At 72.8% G+C, this 18,692-nt stretch carries 14 protein-coding genes; 5 read left to right on the plus strand and 9 right to left on the minus strand.

Going from position 1 to position 18,692, the window contains the following annotated elements:
- Window positions 1-253: 253 nt before the first annotated feature.
- Together E8D34_RS19920 and glmS are read right to left on the minus strand one after the other, a co-directional pair.
- Window positions 254-604, minus strand: a complete 351-nt coding sequence (locus E8D34_RS19920; protein WP_136594834.1) for a holo-ACP synthase — start codon at window positions 602-604, stop codon at window positions 254-256.
- Window positions 601-2,445, minus strand: a complete 1,845-nt coding sequence (gene glmS, locus E8D34_RS19925) for a glutamine--fructose-6-phosphate transaminase (isomerizing) (protein WP_136594835.1) — start codon at window positions 2,443-2,445, stop codon at window positions 601-603. The genes E8D34_RS19920 and glmS overlap by 4 nt, the downstream gene beginning before the upstream one ends.
- Before the next feature lie 82 nt (window positions 2,446-2,527).
- Here glmS and coaA point away from each other — a divergent pair, with 82 nt between their 5' ends.
- Window positions 2,528-3,550: a type I pantothenate kinase gene (gene coaA / locus E8D34_RS19930; RefSeq protein WP_136594836.1), complete on the plus strand. Its 1,023-nt coding sequence runs from the start codon at window positions 2,528-2,530 to the stop codon at window positions 3,548-3,550.
- A 48-nt stretch (window positions 3,551-3,598) separates the two neighbouring features.
- Window positions 3,599-4,231, plus strand: coding sequence for a hypothetical protein (locus E8D34_RS19935; RefSeq protein ID WP_136594837.1), 633 nt, complete (start codon window positions 3,599-3,601; stop codon window positions 4,229-4,231).
- 57 nt (window positions 4,232-4,288) lie between these two features.
- Here E8D34_RS19935 and E8D34_RS19940 read toward each other — a convergent pair whose 3' ends face one another.
- The 5 genes from E8D34_RS19940 to rplM all read right to left on the minus strand — a co-directional run bounded on the left by E8D34_RS19940 (window position 4,289) and on the right by rplM (window position 8,558).
- Entirely contained in the window at window positions 4,289-5,086 is a 798-nt protein-coding gene (locus E8D34_RS19940) for an ABC transporter permease (RefSeq protein WP_136594838.1), read from the minus strand.
- Window positions 5,083-5,976, minus strand: a complete 894-nt coding sequence (locus E8D34_RS19945; RefSeq protein ID WP_136594839.1) for an ATP-binding cassette domain-containing protein — start codon at window positions 5,974-5,976, stop codon at window positions 5,083-5,085. Before E8D34_RS19945 ends, E8D34_RS19940 begins: the two co-directional genes overlap by 4 nt.
- 77 nt (window positions 5,977-6,053) lie before the next feature.
- Window positions 6,054-7,430: a phosphoglucosamine mutase gene (glmM, locus tag E8D34_RS19950; RefSeq protein ID WP_136594840.1), complete on the minus strand. Its 1,377-nt coding sequence runs from the start codon at window positions 7,428-7,430 to the stop codon at window positions 6,054-6,056.
- Between the two features lie 143 nt (window positions 7,431-7,573).
- Entirely contained in the window at window positions 7,574-8,080 is a 507-nt protein-coding gene (rpsI, locus tag E8D34_RS19955) for a 30S ribosomal protein S9 (RefSeq protein WP_136594841.1), read from the minus strand.
- A 34-nt stretch (window positions 8,081-8,114) separates the two neighbouring features.
- Window positions 8,115-8,558 carry a 50S ribosomal protein L13 gene (rplM, locus tag E8D34_RS19960; protein ID WP_136594842.1) on the minus strand — a complete coding sequence of 148 codons (444 nt, stop codon included), beginning with the start codon at window positions 8,556-8,558 and terminating at the stop codon, window positions 8,115-8,117.
- Between the two features lie 345 nt (window positions 8,559-8,903).
- Between rplM and E8D34_RS19965 the strand changes: the two genes are divergently transcribed.
- Window positions 8,904-10,193, plus strand: coding sequence for a citrate synthase (locus E8D34_RS19965; RefSeq protein ID WP_136594843.1), 1,290 nt, complete (start codon window positions 8,904-8,906; stop codon window positions 10,191-10,193).
- A 57-nt stretch (window positions 10,194-10,250) separates the two neighbouring features.
- Here the strand turns inward: E8D34_RS19965 and E8D34_RS19970 are convergent, their stop codons facing one another.
- Together E8D34_RS19970 and E8D34_RS19975 are read right to left on the minus strand one after the other, a co-directional pair.
- The gene (locus tag E8D34_RS19970; RefSeq protein WP_136594844.1) at window positions 10,251-11,579 is read right to left on the minus strand and encodes a M1 family metallopeptidase; all 1,329 of its coding nucleotides are present in this window, start codon (window positions 11,577-11,579) and stop codon (window positions 10,251-10,253) included.
- On the minus strand, window positions 11,579-15,475 hold the full coding sequence (locus E8D34_RS19975; RefSeq protein WP_136594845.1) for a Pls/PosA family non-ribosomal peptide synthetase: 3,897 nt from the start codon (window positions 15,473-15,475) through the stop codon (window positions 11,579-11,581). Before E8D34_RS19975 ends, E8D34_RS19970 begins: the two co-directional genes overlap by 1 nt.
- 112 nt (window positions 15,476-15,587) lie before the next feature.
- Here E8D34_RS19975 and E8D34_RS19980 point away from each other — a divergent pair, with 112 nt between their 5' ends.
- Entirely contained in the window at window positions 15,588-17,204 is a 1,617-nt protein-coding gene (locus tag E8D34_RS19980) for a long-chain-fatty-acid--CoA ligase (RefSeq protein ID WP_206056694.1), read from the plus strand.
- A 143-nt stretch (window positions 17,205-17,347) separates the two neighbouring features.
- The gene (locus tag E8D34_RS19985; RefSeq protein WP_136594847.1) at window positions 17,348-18,559 is read left to right on the plus strand and encodes a trypsin-like peptidase domain-containing protein; all 1,212 of its coding nucleotides are present in this window, start codon (window positions 17,348-17,350) and stop codon (window positions 18,557-18,559) included.
- Window positions 18,560-18,692: the final 133 nt, after the last annotated feature.

An 18,692-nucleotide genomic window follows, 5' to 3' on the forward strand; every position in this document is an offset into this window, starting at 1 on the left:
ATCCTTCCAGCGTCGACACACATCGACGCAGATCAGATGTCACCTATCCGTGCAGCAGACCCCCCATGCCGGATCGCCGCGTGTGCCCCACACCCCGCTATACCGATGCCTCAGGCACACGACCCACGCAGGCACCCGTGCCGAACCGCCGCGTGTGCCCCACACCCCGCTATACCGATGCCTCAGGCACACGACCCACGCCAGGCACACGACCCAGCCCCAGGCAGACGACCCACGACCAGACCGAGAGCCCTCAGCCCTCCAGCACCACCACGGCGGTCGCCACGCCCGCGTCGTGGCTCAGCGTCAGGTGCACCGCCCGCACCCCGTGCCGCTCCGCCTCCAGCGCCACGGTCCCCCGCAGCTGGAAGACGGGCCGCCCGGACGGCTCGCGCACCACCTCGGCGTCGTGCCAGGACAGACCCGGGGGCGCGCCGAGCGCCTTGGCCAGCGCCTCCTTCGCCGCGAACCGCGCGGCCAGCGACGGCACCGGCAGCCCCACCTCGCCCCCGACGAACAGCCGGGCGGCGAGCGCCGGCGAGCGCGCCAGCGACGCCGCGAAGCGGTCGATGTCGCAGACGTCGGTGCCGATGCCGATGATCACTCGACCGTGACCGACTTCGCGAGGTTGCGGGGCTGGTCGACATCGTGGCCCAGCAGCGTGGCCAGCTCGCAGGCGAACAGCTGCAACGGGATGATCGCCACCAGCGGCTGGAGCAGCACCGGCACCTTGGGCAGCCGGATCAGCTCGTCGGCGTACGGCTCGATGGCGGCGTCGCCCTCCTCGGCGAGGCAGATGGTGCGCGCGCCGCGGGCCCGGACCTCCTGGATGCCGCTGATCATCTTTCCGTGCAGCTGGTCGCGACCCCGGGGCGGTACGACGCAGAGCACCGGCAGCCCTTGCTCGACGAGGGCGATCGGCCCGTGCTTGAGCTCGCCGGCGGCGAAGCCCTCGGCGTGCAGGTAGGCGAGCTCCTTGAGCTTGAGTGCCCCCTCGAGCGCCACCGGGTAGCCGGCGTGCCGGCCCAGGAAGAGCACCGACCGGGCGCCGACGTGGTCGCGCGCCAACCCGTAGATCGACTCCGCCTGCTCCAGCACCGACTCGATCTGGGACGGGATCGCCTCGAGCTGGGCCACGATCTCGTCGATCTCGTCGCCGTACCGGGTGCCCTTCACCTGCGCGACGTACAGCGCCAGCAGGTAGCAGGCCACCAGCTGGGTCAGGAAGCCCTTGGTGGAGGCGACGCCGATCTCGGGTCCGGCGTGGGTGTAGATCACCGCGTCGGACTCGCGCGGGATCGAGGAGCCGTTGGTGTTGCAGATCGCCAGCACCCGGGCGCGCTGCTCGCGGGCGTGCCGGATCGCCTGGAGGGTGTCGGCGGTCTCACCGGACTGGCTGATCGCGACCACCAGGGTGGTGCTGTCCAGGATCGGGTCGCGGTAGCGGAACTCGGAGGCGAGCTCGACCTCGACCGGCGTCCGGGTCCAGTGCTCGATCGCGTACTTGGCGACCATGCCGGCGTAGAACGACGTGCCGCAGGCGATGATGATGATCTTGTCGAGCTCGCGGATCTCCTCGTCGGCCAGCCGCATCTCGTCCAGCTGCAGCAGGCCGTCCGCGCCGCGCCGGCCGATCAGCGAGTCCGCGACCGCCCGGGGCTGCTCGAAGATCTCCTTGCGCATGAACCAGTCGTGGCCGTCCTTCTCGGCCGCCGACAGGTCCCAGTCGACGTGGAACCGGGTCACCTCGGCCGCGCGCCCCCAGAAGTCGGTGACCTGCACCGCGTCGCGGGTGAGCGTCACGATCTGGTCCTGCCCCAGCTCCAGCGCCTCGCGGGTGTGCTCGATGAACGCGGCGACGTCGGAGCCCAGGAAGTTCTCGCCCTCGCCGAGGCCGACCACCAGCGGCGAGTTGCGGCGCGCGGCCACCACCCGCTCCGGGTCGTGCGCGTCGACGGCGACCAGCGTGAACGCGCCGTCGAGCTGCTGGCACACCCGGCGCATCGCCTCGGTCAGGTCCACCCCGGACTGCACCTGCAGCTCGATCAGGTGGGCGGCGATCTCGGTGTCGGTGTCGGAGAGGAACGCGTGGTCGTCGGCCTCGATCCGGTCCCGCAGCTCGGCGAAGTTCTCGATGATCCCGTTGTGCACCACCGCGACCCGGCGGGCCTCCCCCGCGTGCGGGTGGGCGTTGGCGTCGTTCGGCGGACCGTGGGTGGCCCACCGGGTGTGCCCGATGCCGACGCCGGCGGCGGGCAGCGGCTCCTCGGCCAGCACCTTCTCCAGGTTCTCCAGCTTGCCCGCGCGCTTGGCCATCCACAGCGCGTCGTCGTGGACGACGGCGACGCCCGCTGAGTCATATCCGCGGTACTCCAGACGCCGCAGGCCGTCGATCACGACGTCCTGCGCGCGCTGGGGCCCGACATAACCGACGATCCCGCACATAGCGCAGAACTCTACGGTCCCACCCATCCCAGTCCGGGAGGCACTCGCACACGGAAGCGCGCGGGCTGGAACAATCCCGGCCATGGCGACGGGAGACACCGGCAACGGCGGCACCCATCCCGTCGACCCCTCGCACCACCCGCACCACGCGAACCACGACTCCCAGCGCGAGGCGACGCCGTACGTCGAGCTCGAGCGCGCGACGTGGGCGGCCCTGGCCTCGGAGACGGAGAGCCCCCTCACCGCCGGCGAGGTGAGCCGGTTGCGCGGCCTGGGCGACCAGCTCGACCTGCGCGAGATCGTCGAGGTCTACCTGCCGCTGTCGCGACTGCTCAGTCTGTACGTCGAGTCCGCCGGCAAGCTGCACCGCGCCCAGGAGGCGTTCCTGCACGCGGGCACGCCGCCGCGCACCCCGTTCGTGATCGGCCTGGCCGGGTCGGTCGCGGTGGGCAAGTCGACCAGCGCGCGGGTGCTCCAGCAGCTGCTGGCCCGCTGGCCCGAGCACCCGAACGTGGAGCTGGTCACGACCGACGGATTCCTCTACCCCAACGCCGAGCTGGTCCGCCGCGGGCTGCTGCAGCGCAAGGGCTTCCCGGAGTCCTACGACCGGCGGGCGCTGATGAAGTTCGTGGTCGACATCAAGTCCGGCAAGGACGAGGTCGAGGCGCCGGTCTACTCCCACCTGGTCTACGACGTGGTGCCCGACGAGAAGGTCGTGGTGAAGCGCCCCGACATCGTGATCATCGAGGGCCTCAACGTGCTGCAGCCCGCGCGCGTGCGCGCCGACGGCCGCACCGGGCTGGGCCTGTCGGACTTCTTCGACTTCTCGATCTTCATCGACGCCAAGGTCGGCCACATCCGGGAGTGGTACGTCGATCGGTTCCTGCGTCTGCGCGAGACCGCGTTCCGCGACCCCAACTCCTACTTCGCCAAGTACGCCGCGCTCACCCACGACAGCGCGGTGGACGAGGCCCGCCGGATCTGGGACACCATCAACGGCCCGAACCTGGAGCAGAACGTGCTGCCGACGCGGTCCCGGGCCACGCTGGTGCTGCGCAAGGACGCGGACCACTCGGTGCGCTACGTGCGGCTGCGCAAGATCTGAACCGACGCGCACCGGTTTGGCGCCGCCGCTGTCGGGCATACCGCAGGCATGTCGTCTCGGAGGCGCTCCCCTGCCCTGCCCGCACTGGCGCTCGCCGGCGCGCTGTTCCTGGGCGCCTGCAGTGCCGCCGACCCCGGCCGCGCCGGGGACGCGCCCCCGCGACCCACCGGTACCGGGACAGCCACGGTCGCGGGCACGGGTAGCGGGACGGGGCTGACGCCGCCGGGGTCCCGGCTCCGGCTGGGCCAGTCGGCGGTCGTCTCCTACGCCGCCGGGGCGGGCGAGGGACGGGTCCGGATCGCGGTGGACCAGATCGAGCGCGGCGCACCCGAGGACCTCACCGAGCTCGACCTCGGCGAGCAGGCCGAGGGGTACGTGCCCTACTACGTCCGATTCTCGGTGACCGGGGTCGCCGGCAGCCGAACGATGGCCGACCGCTCGATCAACGAGTCGGTCAGGGGCGTGCTGGACGACGGAGCGGCGGCGCAGACGCTCTACGTGATCGGCGACTGGGACCACTGCACGGCCGTCACCTTCCCGTCGGGCTTCCGCGACGGCCGCAGCATCTCCAGCTGCGTGCCCTACCTGGCCCGCGAGCCGCGGGCGGTCGCGGCCGCGCAGTACGCGCCGCCGACCGGCGCCTACAGCAACGCCGAGGGGAGCCCGGTCACCTGGCGCTGAGCGGCCCGGCGGGCGTCGCGGCCAGCCGATGTCGATCGGCCAGCCGATGTCGATCGGCTAGCCGATGTCGCGACGCAGCGTGGTGAGCCGACCCACGAGCGCGAGCACGGCGGCGTACCCGACCAGGACCAGCAGCGCGGCCCACCGCGGCAGCAGGTCCGCCGAGCCTCCGCCCATCTCGCCGAGCAGGCTCACCCCGATCAGCCCGTCGGCGGCGGCGCCGGGCAGGAACCTGCCCACCGACGCGGTGGCCTCGAACGCTCCGAGCGCGAGCCGCGCGACGGGTTCGACGAACTGGGTGAACGCGAGCAGCCCGACGATCGCGGCGACCTGGTTGGGCACCACCGCGCCGAACGCGACGCCGATCACCGCCCACAGCGCCGTGACCACCACGCCGAGCCCCAGTACCGCGAGGACGTCGGGGTCGGTCAGGTAGGCGCCGTCCCCGCGCCACGCGAGCAGCGGTCCGGCCGTGCCGGCCAGCGCCGCCGTGCCGACGACGCCGTACAGGAGGCCCAGCGGCACCGCGAGGAGCAGCTTGCCGGCGAGCAGCACGCCGCGGCGCGGCTCGACCAGGAGCGACTCGGTGATCGTCCGGTGCCGGAACTCCGAGGTCACCAGCAGGCTGCCGATCACCAGCGGGAAGACGTACCCGATGGCGTTGACCAGGCCGTAGACCCCGGCTGCGGCCTGCTCGCCCGCCACCGGCAGCGCCTGGTCGGCGGGCGCGAGGACGATCGAGGCGGCCATCACGCCCCCGATGAACGCGAGGTAGGCCGCGAGCACGATCAGCAGCAGCCACCACAGGCGGGTGCTGACGAGCTTGCGGTACTCGGCGACCAGCGCGAACCTCATCGCGACTCCCCCGTCATCCGGAGGAACAGGTCCTCCAGGTCGCCACCGCGGGTCACGAGCTGGTGCAGCTCGACCCCGGACCCGTACGCCGCGGCGCCGACGTCCGCGCCGCCGATCCCCTCGAGCAGCAGGCCCGCGCCATCGGACCGGGCGGTCCAGCCCCGGTCGGCGCAGAGCCGGTCGAGCGCGGCCCGGTCCGGCGCCTCGACGTACGTCGACGGCACGGCCCGCGCGCTGAGGTCGGCGAGCGAGGAGGCGCTCACCAGGCGGCCGCGGGCGATGATCACCACGTCGTCGACGGTGTGCTGCACCTCCGAGAGCAGGTGGCTGGAGACGAGCACGGTGCGACCCTCGTCCGCGAAGGTGCGCAGCAGCCCGCGCATCCAGCGGATCCCCTCGGGATCCAGCCCGTTGGTGGGCTCGTCGAGGACGATCGCCGGCGGGTCGGCGAGCAGGGCCGTGGCCAGCCCGAGCCGCTGCCGCATGCCCATCGAGTAGCCGCCGACGCGGCGCGTGGCGGCGGCCCCGAGGCCGACCATCTCGATCAGCTCGCGACACCTGGCCCGGCCGACACCGGCCTGCGCGGCGTAGACCTCCAGGTGCGCCAGCCCGGATCGGCCGGGGTGGAAGCCGGAGGCCTCCAGCGCGGCGCCGACCAGCCGCGCCGGCACCGGGTGCTCGGCGTAGGCGCGTCCGCCGATCAGCGCGCGCCCCTGCGTCGGCGTGGTGAGGCCGAGCAGCATCCGCAGCGTGGTGGTCTTGCCCGCGCCGTTGGGGCCGAGGAAGCCGGTGACGGCGCCAGGGCGCACGGTGAAGCTGAGGCCGTCCACGGCCCGCACCGCCCCGAAGCTCTTGCCGAGGTCCTCGACCGCCAGCGTGGGTCCGTCCATGCCGGACTTTCTATCGGACCCCTGCGGCCCGGGGGCCAGGGGGCTCTTCGGGACCGGCCCGCCGGCCGGTCTCAGTCTCAGCCCAGCCGCTCCCGGACGACGTCGGCGAGGCTGTCGGCGACCGTCTGCGCCTGCGCGGCGGTCGGGGCCTCGACCATCACCCGGACCAGCGGCTCGGTGCCCGAGGGGCGCAGCAGCACCCGGCCGTCGCCGGCCAGGCCGTCCTCGGCCTCGGCGACGGCGGCCAGCAGGGCCTCGTCCGTCGCGGCGCGCGCCTTGTCCACGCCGTCGACGTTGACCAGCACCTGCGGCAGCCGCGTGACGACGCCGGCCAGCTCGGCCAGCGACTTGCCGGTCCGGGCCATCCGCTGCAGCACGTGGAGGGCGGTCAGCACGCCGTCGCCGGTCGTGGCGTGGTCGCGCAGGATGACGTGGCCGGACTGCTCGCCGCCGAGGCTGTAGCCGCCGTTGCGCATCTCCTCGAGCACGTAGCGGTCACCGACCGCGGTCTGCTTCACGTGGATGCCCGCGGCCTCCATCGCCTTCAGCAGGCCGAGGTTGCTCATCACCGTGGCCACGAGGGTGTCGTCGGCCAGCCGGCCGTCGTCGAGCAGGCCGAGCGCCATGATCGCCATGATCTGGTCGCCGTCGACGTCCGCACCGGTGTGGTCGACCGCCAGGCAGCGGTCCGCATCGCCGTCGACGGCGAACCCGGCGTCCGCGCCGTGCGCCAGCACGGCGGCGCGCAGGTGGTCCAGGTGGGTGGAGCCGACGCCCGCGTTGATGTTGAGGCCGTCGGGCTCCGCACCGATCGCGATCACGGTGGCGCCGGCGGCGCGCAGCGCCTGGGGGCCGACCGCGTGCGCGGCGCCGTGGGCGCAGTCGAGGACCACGCGCAGCCCGTCCAGCGGCAGCACGTCGGAGCCGGTCTGCGGCAGCGTGGCGACCAGGTGGGCGGCGTACTCCTCGACCGTCGGGCCGTACTCGGAGACCCGGCCGACGTCGCCGCCGGTCGGGCGGTCCCACTCCTGGCCGAGGAACGCCTCGATCTCGGCCTCGATGGCGTCGTCCAGCTTCACCCCGCCGCGCGCGAGGAACTTGATCCCGTTGTCGGGCATCGGGTTGTGGGAGGCGCTGATCACCACCCCGGCGTCCGCCTCGAGCGCGTCGGTCAGGTAGGCCACCCCCGGCGTGGGCAGCACCCGCAGCAGCAGCACGTCGACGCCGGCCGAGGCCAGCCCCGCGACGATCGCGTGCTCCAGGAACTGGCCCGAGATCCGGGTGTCGCGCCCGACCACGGCGAGCGGGCGCACCCGCCCGGCGGGTCGAGGTCGGTCCCCCGCGTGGGCGGCCAGCACCCGCGCCGCGGCGACCCCCAGATCCAGCGCCAGCTCGGCGGTCAGCTCACCGTTCGCCAGCCCGCGGACACCGTCGGTCCCGAAGATGCGGCCCACGACTCTCCTCTCACACCCTTGTGAATCCTGCCATCAAACGACAACGGGACCACGCTCCGCCAGAGCGGAGCATGGTCCCGTCGTACCGGGCGGCGCCGGACGCTCGTGGTGTGGTTCCACGGGCGCCGGCACGCGGCCCCGGATCAGCGCTTGCTGTACTGCGGCGCCTTGCGGGCCTTCTTGAGACCGGCCTTCTTGCGCTCGATCGCACGCGCGTCGCGGGTGAGCAGACCGGCCTTCTTCAGGACCGGGCGGTTCGCCTCGGCGTCGACGGCGTTGAGGGCGCGGGCCACGCCGAGGCGCAGGGCGCCGGCCTGACCGGTGATGCCACCGCCGTGGATGCGGGCGATGACGTCGAAGCGGCCCTCGAGGCCGGCGGCCACGAAGGGCTCGTTGACGACCTGCTGGTGCAGCTTGTTCGGGAAGTACGAGTCGAGGGTCCGACCGTTGACCTTCCACTCGCCGGTGCCCGGGACGATCCGGACGCGGGCCACGGCCTCCTTGCGACGGCCGGTGGCCGAGGCGGGGGCGATGGTGGCGGGGCGGGCGGCGGCGTCGGCGGCCGAGGCAGTGCTCTCGCTGGTGTAGGCGACACCCTGCTCGTCGACGTCGAAGGTCTCCTCGACCTCGGTGTTGGTGGTTTCAGCCACGATGAGTCCTTAGTTCCTGTCTTCGGTCAACGAGTCACTGGGAGATCTGGGTGATCTCGAACGGGACGGCCTGCTGGGCCTGGTGCGGGTGAGCCGGGCCGTTGTAGACCTTCAGCTTCTTGATCATCTGGCGACCGAGGCGGTTCTTGGGGAGCATGCCCCAGACGGCCTTCTCGATGGCCTTGCGGGCGTCCTTGTCCAGGACCTCACCGATCGGGGTGGCGGTCAGACCACCCGGGAAACCGGAGTGGCGGTAGACGAGCTTGTCGGTGCGCTTCTTGCCGCTCAGGGCGACCTTCTCGGCGTTGACGATGATGACGTAGTCACCGGTGTCAGCGTTCGGGGCGAAGATCGGCTTGTGCTTGCCGCGGAGCAGGTTCGCGGTGGTCACGGCGAGGCGGCCGAGCACGATGTCGGTCGCGTCGATCACGAGCCACTGGCGCTCGACGTCGCCGGGCTTCGGGGCGTACGTACGCATGGATACGTTCACTCTCTGGTCGTTCGTGGACCAGCCCACGCGATTCGTGGACCGGCTGGAGCCGACCGCTGTACGGCGGCGCGGCACCCGCGTCCTCTGACGAACTCAGCCCGGCCCACGCGTGCTCACCTCACGGCGATCCACGAGCGATCCGGGACTGCCCCGGTCCGACACGCTCTTCGATGCAGAGCACGCGGACATGAGGCGGCAGGGGACGCGACCTCCAAGATTACGGGCGGCGCGGGCGGTGGGTCAAAACCGCGGGGCGCCCGCCAGCAGCGCGCAACTGCCCCGAATTCGGACACCGGGTTACCGGCGTACTCACGGTAGGGCTACGGTGCAGGAGTGACTGACTCTCTCACCGTACGCGACAACCGCACCGGCGCGGAGTATGACATTCCGATCCTCGACGGCACCATCAAAGCCGCAGACCTCGGACAGATCAAGGTCGACGCGGAGCAGCCCGGCCTGGCCGTCTACGACCCCGGTTTCGTCAACACCGCCTCCTGCCGCAGCTCCGTCACCTACATCGACGGGGAGAAGGGGATCCTGGAGTACCGGGGCTACCCGATCGAGCAGCTGGCGGAGAACTCGAGCTTCCTCGAGGTCGCCTACCTGCTGATCCACGGCGCACTCCCGACGAAGGCGGAGTACGAGGCGTGGGAGCACGAGATCACCTTCCACACGTTCGTGCACGAGAACGTGAAGAGCTTCATGCAGGGCTTCCGGTACGACGCGCACCCGATGGGGATGCTGATGGCGTCGGTGGGGGCCCTGTCGACGTTCTACCCCGAGTCCGGCAACATCGCCGACGCGGACAACCGCCACATCCAGATCGTGCGGATGATCGCGAAGATGCCGACGCTGGGCGCCTGGGCGTTCCGCCACGCGCAGGGCAAGCCGTACGTCTACCCGGACAACGACCTCTCCTACGCCGAGAACTTCCTCTCGATGCTGTTCAAGATGAGCGAGGTCACCTACGAGCCCGACGCGCGCATCGCGAAGGCGCTGGACACCCTCTTCATCCTGCACGCCGACCACGAGCAGAACTGCTCGACGAACGCGGTCCGCTCGGTCGGCTCCTCGCAGGTCGACCCGTACTCCGCGGTCTCGGCCGGCATCGGCGCGCTCTACGGCCCGCTGCACGGCGGCGCCAACGAGGCGGTGCTGCGGATGCTGCGCCGGATCGGCAACAAGTCCGAGATCCCCGCCTTCATCGAGGGCGTCAAGGCCGGCAACGAGCGGCTGATGGGCTTCGGCCACCGGGTCTACAAGAACTACGACCCGCGCGCCAAGATCATCAAGAAGGCCTGCGACGACGTCTTCGAGGTGACCGGCGTCAATCCGCTCCTCGAGGTCGCCCAGGAGCTGGAGAAGATCGCGCTCGAGGACGAGTACTTCGTCAAGCGCAAGCTCTACCCGAACGTGGACTTCTACTCCGGTCTCATCTACGAGGCGCTGCAGTTCCCGCCGGAGATGTTCACCGTGCTCTTCGCGATCGGCCGCACCCCCGGCTGGCTGGCCCAGTGGCTCGAACTGGTCCAGGACAAGGAGCAGAAGATCGCCCGGCCGAAGCAGATCTACACCGGCGAGCGCACGCTGGACTTCGTCCCGCGCGAGGAGCGCTGGGCCTGAGCCCCGCGACGCCGACGACGACCCCGGTCACCTCCTGGTGGCCGGGGTCGTTCGCACTCAGGCCGGGTACGGCGGCAGCGCGGTGCGGTTCAGCCAGGGGTCGAGCAGGGCCGCGACGTCGGCACCCGTCGACTCGCCGGCGAAGGCGAGGAAGTCCTCGGTGGTGACCGAGCCTCCGGCGTACCGCTCCACCCAGCCGCGCAGCACGGCGAAGAACGCGTCGTCGCCGACCGACCGTCGCAGCGCGTGCAGGGCGAGCGCCCCGCGCTTGTAGACCCGGTCGTCGAACATCAGCTCCGGGCCGGGGTCGGCCAGCAGCAGGTCCTGCCTCGCCTCGACCAGCCGCGCGTGGTGGTGGCGCGCCCAGCCGTCGCAGCTGCGCGGGCCGCCGCTCTCCTCCGACCACAGCCACTCGCTGTAGCAGGCGAAGCCCTCGTGCAGCCAGATGTCGCGCTGGCGGGCCAGGGTGACCGCGTTGCCGAACCACTGGTGGGCCAGCTCGTGGGCGATCAGCCGCACCTGGGACCAGTCGGTCGAGCAGAAGTTGCGGCCGAAGGTGGACAGCCCCTGGCTCTCGAGCGGGATCTCCAGGTCGTCGTCGGTGACCACGGCGGCGTAGGAGGTGAACGGGTAGGGACCGAACCAGCGCTGGAACGCCTCCATCATCGCCGGCTGCTGGTCGAAGCAGCCCGCGAGCAGGCCCGCCGGCAGGGCCTCGGGGACCACGGTGCGGATCGGCGGCGTCCCGGGAGCGGCCCGGTGCTCGCGGACCCGGTAGCGGCCGATCTGGACGGTGGCCAGGTACGTCGACATCGGCCGGTCCATCACGTAGGACCAGGTCTCGGCGCTCCCCCGCCGGCGGTGCTCGGCCAGCTCGCCGTTGGCGACCACGTGGTAGCCCGCGGGCGCGGTGACGGCGATCGCGTACGTCGCCTTGTCGCCGGCCCGGTCGTTGCACGGGAACCAGGTCGGCGCGCCGTGCGGCTGGGCCGCCACGATCGACCCGTCGGTGAGCTCCTCCCAGCCGGCGTCCCCGTGGTGGCGGTCGATCACCGGGGCGGGCTTGCCGGAGTAGCGGACCGTCGCGGACATCCGGTCGCCGGGCGCGGCCTCCGCGGCCAGCGTCAGCACCAGGCGTCCGTCCCGGTGGTCGAAGCGGCGCAGCCGCGCGGCGCCGGTCAGCCGGACCTTGCCCACGGAGAGGCCGATCAGGTCGAGCACGATCCGGCGGGTCGGCTCGAGCACCTCCAGGTCGAGCACCGCGGTGCCGTCCAGGCGGTTCCCGTCGACGGTGTAGCCGATCTCGAGGTCGTAGTGGTGGACCCGGTAGGCGGGGTCGCCGTGCCCGGGCAGGTAGGGGTCGGCCGTCGGCAGCGAGTTCGGCATCAGTGGTCGACCTGCTCGTCGACCTGCTCGTCGACCCAGGGTCCGATCGGGTTCCCGATCCAGCGGGTCTTGTGCGGCACGGTCTCGCCTCTCATCACCAACGACACCGGACCGACCGTAGCGTGCCGACCAATGCCGGCGGCGGGCAGCACGACCGAGTTGGACCCGAGGGTGGCGCCGGCGAGCAGCGTCACCCCGTCGGTGGCCAGCAGCCGGTCGTGGAAGAGGTGCGTCTGCACGACGCTGCCCTGGTTGACGGTCGCGCCGTCCCCGAGCGTGACGAGGTCGGCCTCGGGCAGCCAGTACGTCTCGCACCACACGCCGCGCCCGACCCGCGCGCCCATCGCCCGGAACCAGGCGTTGAGCAGCGGGGACCCTGTCGCCAACCCGGCGAACCAGGGCACCGCGAGCACCTCGACGAAGGTGTCGGCGAGCTCGTTGCGCCACACGAAGGAGCTCCACAGCGGGTGGCTGCCCCGGCCGACCCGGCCGATCAGCAGCCACTTGGCGGCCACCGCCACCAGCGCCGCCAGCGCCCCGGCGGCCAGCAGTCCCCCGGCCAGGGCGAGCACCGCGGCGAGCACGCCGCCGGCGTCCCAGGCCGCCAGCGTGGCCACCGCCACCAGCGCGGTGAGGGTCACGGTGAGCAGCACGGGCAGCAGGCGCGCCACCTCCCAGGCGGCGCGGGCGACCTTGAGCCGCGTCGGCGGCGCATACGTGCGCTCGTCGCTGCTCGCCTGCTCGGCGCGGCGCAGCGGCGCCGGCGGGCTGCCCAGCCAGGACTCGCCGGCCTGCATCGCCTTGCGGCGCGGGGCCGCGGAGAGCACCGCCACCAGCGACCGCTTGGGCACCTTGCGCCCCGGGGCCGCCATCGCGGAGTTGCCGACGAAGGCCCGCTTGCCGACCTTGACCCGCTCCGCGCGCAGCCAGCCGCCGCCGAGCTCGTAGCCGCCGATCAGCGTGTCGTCGGCCAGGAACGCCTGGTCGTTCACGTGGCACAGCGACGGGATCATCAACACGGTCGAGGCCTCGACGTCCTTCCCGATCCGCGCGCCGAGCAGCCGCAGCCACAGCGGCGTGAGCTGGGAGCTGTAGAGCGGGAACAGCCAGGTCCGGGCCTCGTCGAGGACCCGGATCGTGCCCCACACCCGCAGCGCCTGGGGGCTGCGCACCGGGTGCGCGCCGGGCTCCAGGCCGGCGCCGAGCGCCCGGACCACCAGCAGCACCAGGCCGGCGAGCACCGGCCACCCCAGCAGGGTCCCGGGCACCACCAGCCAGAGCAGGTCGATCGGCCGCTCGGAGCCCGTGGGGTCGGCGATCGGGAGCAGCACGGCCACTGTGATCGCCGCCGCCAGCAGCGGCAGCGAGCCGAGCAGCAGCGCCAGCGCGCCGTACGCCGCGGACCAGCCGCGGCTGGCGCGGGGGCGCTCGTCCCACGGCCCGCGGGCGCTGCGGCTCATCCGGGACGCGGGGGCGCCGCTCCAGAACTCGCCCTCGGGGACGGTGCCGAAGACCGCGGAGCCGGGCGCGATCTCCGCGTCGTCGCCGATCACGGCGCCGGGGCCGAGCATCGTCCGGGTGCCGATCCGGGCCCGCTTGCCGACGACCACCGACCCCAGGTGCAGCGTGTTGCCGTCGATCCAGTAGCCGGAGAGGTCGACCTCGGGCTCGATCGAGGCGCCCTTGCCGACCCGCAGGTTGCCGGTCACCGGGGGCAGCGTGTGCAGGTCGGCGTTGAACCCGATCCGGGCGCCGAGCAGCAGGGCGTACCAGGGCAGCCACGGCGCGCCGGCGAGGCTGACCGCGCCGAGCTGGTCGCCGATCCGCTCCGCGGCCCACAGCCGCAGGTGGACCTTCCCGCCGCGCGGGTAGTCGCCGGGGCGGATCCCGGCCAGCGTGGCGCGGATGGCGCCGGCGGCGATCAGGATCCGCCCGGGCGGGCTGACGAAGAGGGCCAGGCCGATCAGCACCCAGGGCCAGGACGGCGCGGGCACCGCGTCGACGCCGTACAGGTCGTGGGCGAGCCGGGACCCGAGCGCCGTCCAGGCCAGCCAGCGGGGCACCGCGAGCAGGCGCAGCGCCGGCACCGCCAGCGCCTGGGCCACCTGCGACTTGCGCGGGATCGGGGCGACCCTCCGCTTCTGCTGGGTCAGCACCTGGCTGTCCAGCGCGTCGAGGAACGCGGCCAGCTCGCGGGGCGTGGGGTGGGCGTAGACGTCGCCCACGGTGACCTCGGGGTGCTCGGCGCGGAGCATGGTGACCACCTGCGCGGCGGTCAGGCTGCCGCCGCCGAGGTCGAAGAAGTCGGTCTCGGGGCCGTCGGGGCCGGCTCCGATCACCTGCTCCCACACCTCGGCGATCCGGGCCATCGTGGGCGTGAAGCCGGCGACCTCCCGCTTCCCCGCCGTGCCGCCGCCGACCAGCGGCCACGGCAGCGCGTCGCGGTCGACCTTGCCCGAGGTCCGGGTCGGGATCTCCTCGACCACGGCCAGCCGCGGCACCAGCGCCGCGGGCATGGTCGCGCGCAGGTGGGCGGTGGCGGCGTGGGCGTCGAAGGCGTCCACGGCGACGTCCAGGGCGACGTAGCCGACCAGCAGCTGGTTGCCGGTCGCCGAGCGTCGTACGGCGGCCGCGGCCGCGGCGACGCCCGGCAGCGCCAGCAGCGCGGAGTCGATCTCCCCGAGCTCGATCCGCCGGCCGCCGAGCTTGATCTGGTCGTCGGCGCGGCCGGCGAAGAGCAGGCCGGCAGGGTCGTTCACGACGATGTCGCCGCTGCGGTAGGCACGGTCCCAGCCGAGGGTCGGCATCGGCGCGTACTTCTCGGCGTCCTTGGCGGGATCCAGGTAGCGAGCCAGCCCGACGCCCCCGATGATCAGCTCGCCGCGCTCCCCCTCGGCCACCGGGCGGCCGTCGGCGTCGGCCACCGCCAGGTCCCAGCCGTCCAACGGGAGGCCGATCCGGACCGGCCCCTCGGCGGTGACCTGGGCTCCGCACGCGACCACGGTGGCCTCGGTGGGTCCGTAGGTGTTCCACACCTCCCGGCCGTCGCGGACCAGGCGGGCGGCCAGCTCGGGCGGCAGCGCCTCGCCGCCGAGGATCAAGAGCCGGACCCGGGAGATCGAGTCGTCGGGCCAGAGGCTGATCAGCGTGGGCACGGTCGAGACCACCGTGATCTCGTTGGCCGCCAGCCAGCCGCCGACGTCGACGCCGCTGCGGACCAGCGCGCGCGGCGCGGGCACCAGCGTCGCGCCGTAGCGCCAGGCCAGCCACATCTCCTCGCAGCTGGCGTCGAAGGCGACGCTCAGCCCGGCCATCACCCGGTCCGCCGGCCCGATCGGCTCCTCCTGGAGGAACATCCGGGACTCGGCGTCGACGAAAGCGGCGGCGTTGCGGTGCGAGACGGCCACGCCCTTGGGGGTGCCGGTGGAGCCGGAGGTGAAGATGATCCAGGCGTCGTCGTCGACGCCCGGCGGCACCACCGCGGCGAGCGGCTCGCGGGGCTCCCCGACCGGTGTGATCGCCAGGCCGTCCCCGATCACCGCGGCCACCCCCGCCTCGCCGAAGACCAGCCGGGCGCGGTCGTCGGGGTCCTCGGCGTCGACCGGGACGTAGGCGGCGCCGGCGAACAGGATGCCCATGATCGCGACGTAGAGGTCGGTGGTCCCCGAGGGCGCGCGGACGCCGACCCGGTCGCCGCGGCCGATGCCGAGCTCGGCCAGCTCGGCGGCCAGCGCCTCGGCGGCCTCGATGAACTCGGCGTAGGTGACGGTGTCGGCCCCGCTGTCCAGCGCGGTGGCGTCGGGGTGCGCCCGGGCGGTCGCCCACACGATGTCGACCAGCGTCCGCGGCGCGGGCGCGAGCGCGCCACGGAGCAGTGGCGTCGGGGACAGCGTCACCGATCGATCCTCACGGCCGCAGGTAACCACTCGCTCGTCCCCAGGTAAACAGAAGGTGGCGGAGGTCGGCGTTTTCCTTGAGCCACCCTGTGATCTCGGACACAATCGCGACGTGACTGCGACCGACGACGCTCCGATTTCCTGGCCACCGGCGATCCCGCCGGCGCCGACGTACCTCGACGACCGCCTCAAGCACTGGGCAGCGGCGACGCCCGATGCCGAGGCGATGACCTACCTGGGCCGCACCTGGACCTGGGCGCAGTGGTACGACCGCGTGCAGCGCGCCGCCGGCGGGCTGCGCGACCTCGGGGTCGCCCGCGGCGACGTCGTCTCCTTCCTCGACAAGAACCACCCCGCCTGCGTCGAGGTCAGCCTCGCCGCCGGGTCGATCGGCGCCGCGAACGCGATCATCAACTGGCGCTCGGCCGGCGACGAGATCGACTACGCCGTCAACGACTCGGGAGCCAAGGTGCTCTTCGTCGGCACCGAGCTGATGCCGACCATCGAGGAGATCCGCGACCGCCTCCCGCACGTCGAGCGGATCATCACCGTCACCCCCGAGGGCGACGAGGGCGACGAGTACGAGCAGTTCCTGGCCGACGCGACCCCCGTCGACGACGGCCCGGACGTGCTCGAGGACGACGTCTGCCTGATCATGTACTCCTCAGGCACCACCGGCCGCCCCAAGGGCATCCAGCTGACCCACCGCAACATGGTGGCGCACACCGTGAACGCCCACGACGGCTGGGGCTTCGACCCCGGCGACAAGTCGATGGTGGCGATGCCGCTGTTCCACGTCGGAGGGTCGTCGTACGTCCTGTTCGGCATCCACGACGGCGTGCCGAGCGTGATGACCCGCGAGGCCGACGGGGCTTCGCTGGCCGGCGCGATCCTGGCCGGCGCGAACCGGACCTTCCTGGTGCCGGCGGTCCTCGCCCAGGTGCTGCACTCCGGCGAGGACGCGATCAAGCTCTTCAGCCACCTCAAGACCTACACGTACGGCGCCGCGCCGATGCCGCCGCCGCTGCTGCGGGCGGCGATGGCGGCCTGGCCCGACACCGACTTCATCCAGGTCTACGGCCTGACCGAGGTCGGCGGCGTGGCCACCCACCTGATGCCCGAGGATCACCGCACCGCAGCGGCCGAGGGGCACCCCGAGCGGCTGCTGTCGGCGGGCAAGCCGATCCCCGGCGTCGAGGTGCGGATCGTCGACCCCGCGCTGCTGACCGACCTGCCGACCGGCGAGCACGGCGAGATCTGGCTGCGCACCGACCAGCTGATGAAGGGCTTCCTGAACAAGCCGGAGGCCACCGCCGAGGTGATCACGGACGACGGCTGGTTCCGCACCGGCGACATGGGCCACATCGACGCCGACGGCTACGTCTACGTCTCCGACCGGCTCAAGGACATGATCATCACCGGCGGGGAGAACGTGTACTCCCCCGAGGTGGAGCGGGTGCTCTCCGAGCACCCGGCCGTGCTCGAGGTCGCCGTGATCGGCGTGCCGGACGAGAAGTGGGGCGAGGCGGTCAAGGCCGTCGTCGCGCTCGAGGAGGGCACCGAGGCCTCCGAGGTCGAGCTGATCGAGTGGTGCCGGGAGCGGCTCGCGCACTTCAAGGCGCCGAAGTCGATCGACATCATCCCGGCACTGCCGCGCAACCCGACCGGCAAGATCCTCAAGCGGTCCCTGCGGGCGCCGTACTGGGAGGGCCAGCAGCGCCAGGTGTGAGGCGACGGGCCCACGGCCCGGACCGGCGGAACAGGCCCGCGGGGGTGCACCCCGCGGGCCTGTCGCATGTGCCGGGCCACTCTTGAGCAGACCCTCACCCGCGTCTCAGAGATCTCACAGAGACGCGCACGAGAGTGAGGGACATGAGCCAGGCACTGCCCCCGATGCCCCCGCCCCCGCTGCCTCCCTCGTCCGCGCCGTCGACATCCCCGTACGCGACGCGCCGGCCCCAGCGCACGGGCTTCGCGGTCGCCGTCCTCAGCGGCGCGCTGCTGGTCGGGGGCAGTGCCGGGTTCGCCGGCGCCGCGCTGTGGACGACCGTCTCCGACGACACCGCCGGCTCCCCGAGCTCCTCCCTCGCGGTCGCCGACACCCCGGACGCCCCCGCGGCCGCCGGCAGCGTCGAGGAGGTCGCAGCCAAGGTGCTGCCGTCGGTGGTCAAGCTGGACGTCTCCGGCGGGCAGGGCGGCGGCAGCGGCTCGGGCGTCGTCCTCGACGCCGACGGCCTGATCCTCACCAACGACCACGTGGTCAGCCTGGGCGGCAGCGTCGACCCCAGCCAGGCCAGCATCACCGTCTCCTTCAACGACGGCACGAAGTCCACAGCCAGCCTCGTCGGCACCGACCCGCTCACCGACACCGCGCTGGTGAAGGTGGACGGCGCCACGGGCCTGGCGCCGATCACCATCGGCAAGTCCGGCAACCTCGACGTGGGCGAGCAGGTCGTCGCCATCGGCTCGCCGTTCGGCCTGGACTCCACCGTGACCAGCGGCATCGTCTCCGCGCTCGACCGGCCGGTCGACGTCGGCCAGGACGCGCAGGGCAACATCACGGCGTACCCGGCGATCCAGACCGACGCCGCGATCAACCCCGGCAACTCCGGAGGCGCGCTGGTGGACATGAACGGCAACCTGGTCGGGATCAACGCCTCCATCCGCAGCACCGGCTCCGCGAACACCGAGGCCGGCTCGATCGGCCTCGGGTTCGCGATCCCGGTCGACGAGATCCTCCCGATCGTCGAGCAGCTCGAGGCCGGCGAGGCCCCGACCCACGCCCGGCTGGGGATCAGCGTCAGCGACGTGCCGGCCCAGGCCGGCGTACCGGCGGCCCAGGTGGTCGACGGCGCCCTGATCCGCAACGTCGGCGACGGCTCCGCCGCCGGCGCGGCGGGGCTGCGGGCAGGCGACGTGATCACCCGGATCGACGAGCACCAGGTCTCCGGCGCCGACTCCCTGATCGCCACCATCCGCGCCTACCGCCCCGGCGACCGGGTCACCGTCACCTACGAGCGCAGCGGCAAGGAGCGGACCACCACCCTGGACCTCGGCTCGGACGCGGACGCCGGGACCTCCTGAGCCGCCGGTACGCCGGCCTGGGTCCCGGAGCCGCGGTCGTGTGCCTGAGAACCCCCTATCGGCAGGTCTCAGGCACACGACCGTGTCCAGACCGGTCGGCGGGCGGGACCTTCGACACTGGGCCCCGCTCGGG

It is taken from the genome of Nocardioides sp. GY 10113 (assembly GCF_004919105.1).
In the GTDB taxonomy this organism is placed as follows: domain Bacteria; phylum Actinomycetota; class Actinomycetes; order Propionibacteriales; family Nocardioidaceae; genus Nocardioides.

Coding starts and splice junctions, on each gene's coding strand:
- glmS (WP_136594835.1), bottom strand. CDS start 2,445: ATGTGCGGGATCGTCGGTTATGTCGGGCCCCAGCGCGCGCAGGACGTC.
- coaA (WP_136594836.1), top strand. CDS start 2,528: ATGGCGACGGGAGACACCGGCAACGGCGGCACCCATCCCGTCGACCCC.
- E8D34_RS19935 (WP_136594837.1), top strand. CDS start 3,599: ATGTCGTCTCGGAGGCGCTCCCCTGCCCTGCCCGCACTGGCGCTCGCC.
- E8D34_RS19940 (WP_136594838.1), bottom strand. CDS start 5,086: ATGAGGTTCGCGCTGGTCGCCGAGTACCGCAAGCTCGTCAGCACCCGC.
- E8D34_RS19945 (WP_136594839.1), bottom strand. CDS start 5,976: ATGGACGGACCCACGCTGGCGGTCGAGGACCTCGGCAAGAGCTTCGGG.
- rplM (WP_136594842.1), bottom strand. CDS start 8,558: ATGCGTACGTACGCCCCGAAGCCCGGCGACGTCGAGCGCCAGTGGCTC.
- E8D34_RS19970 (WP_136594844.1), bottom strand. CDS start 11,579: ATGCCGAACTCGCTGCCGACGGCCGACCCCTACCTGCCCGGGCACGGC.
- E8D34_RS19985 (WP_136594847.1), top strand. CDS start 17,348: ATGAGCCAGGCACTGCCCCCGATGCCCCCGCCCCCGCTGCCTCCCTCG.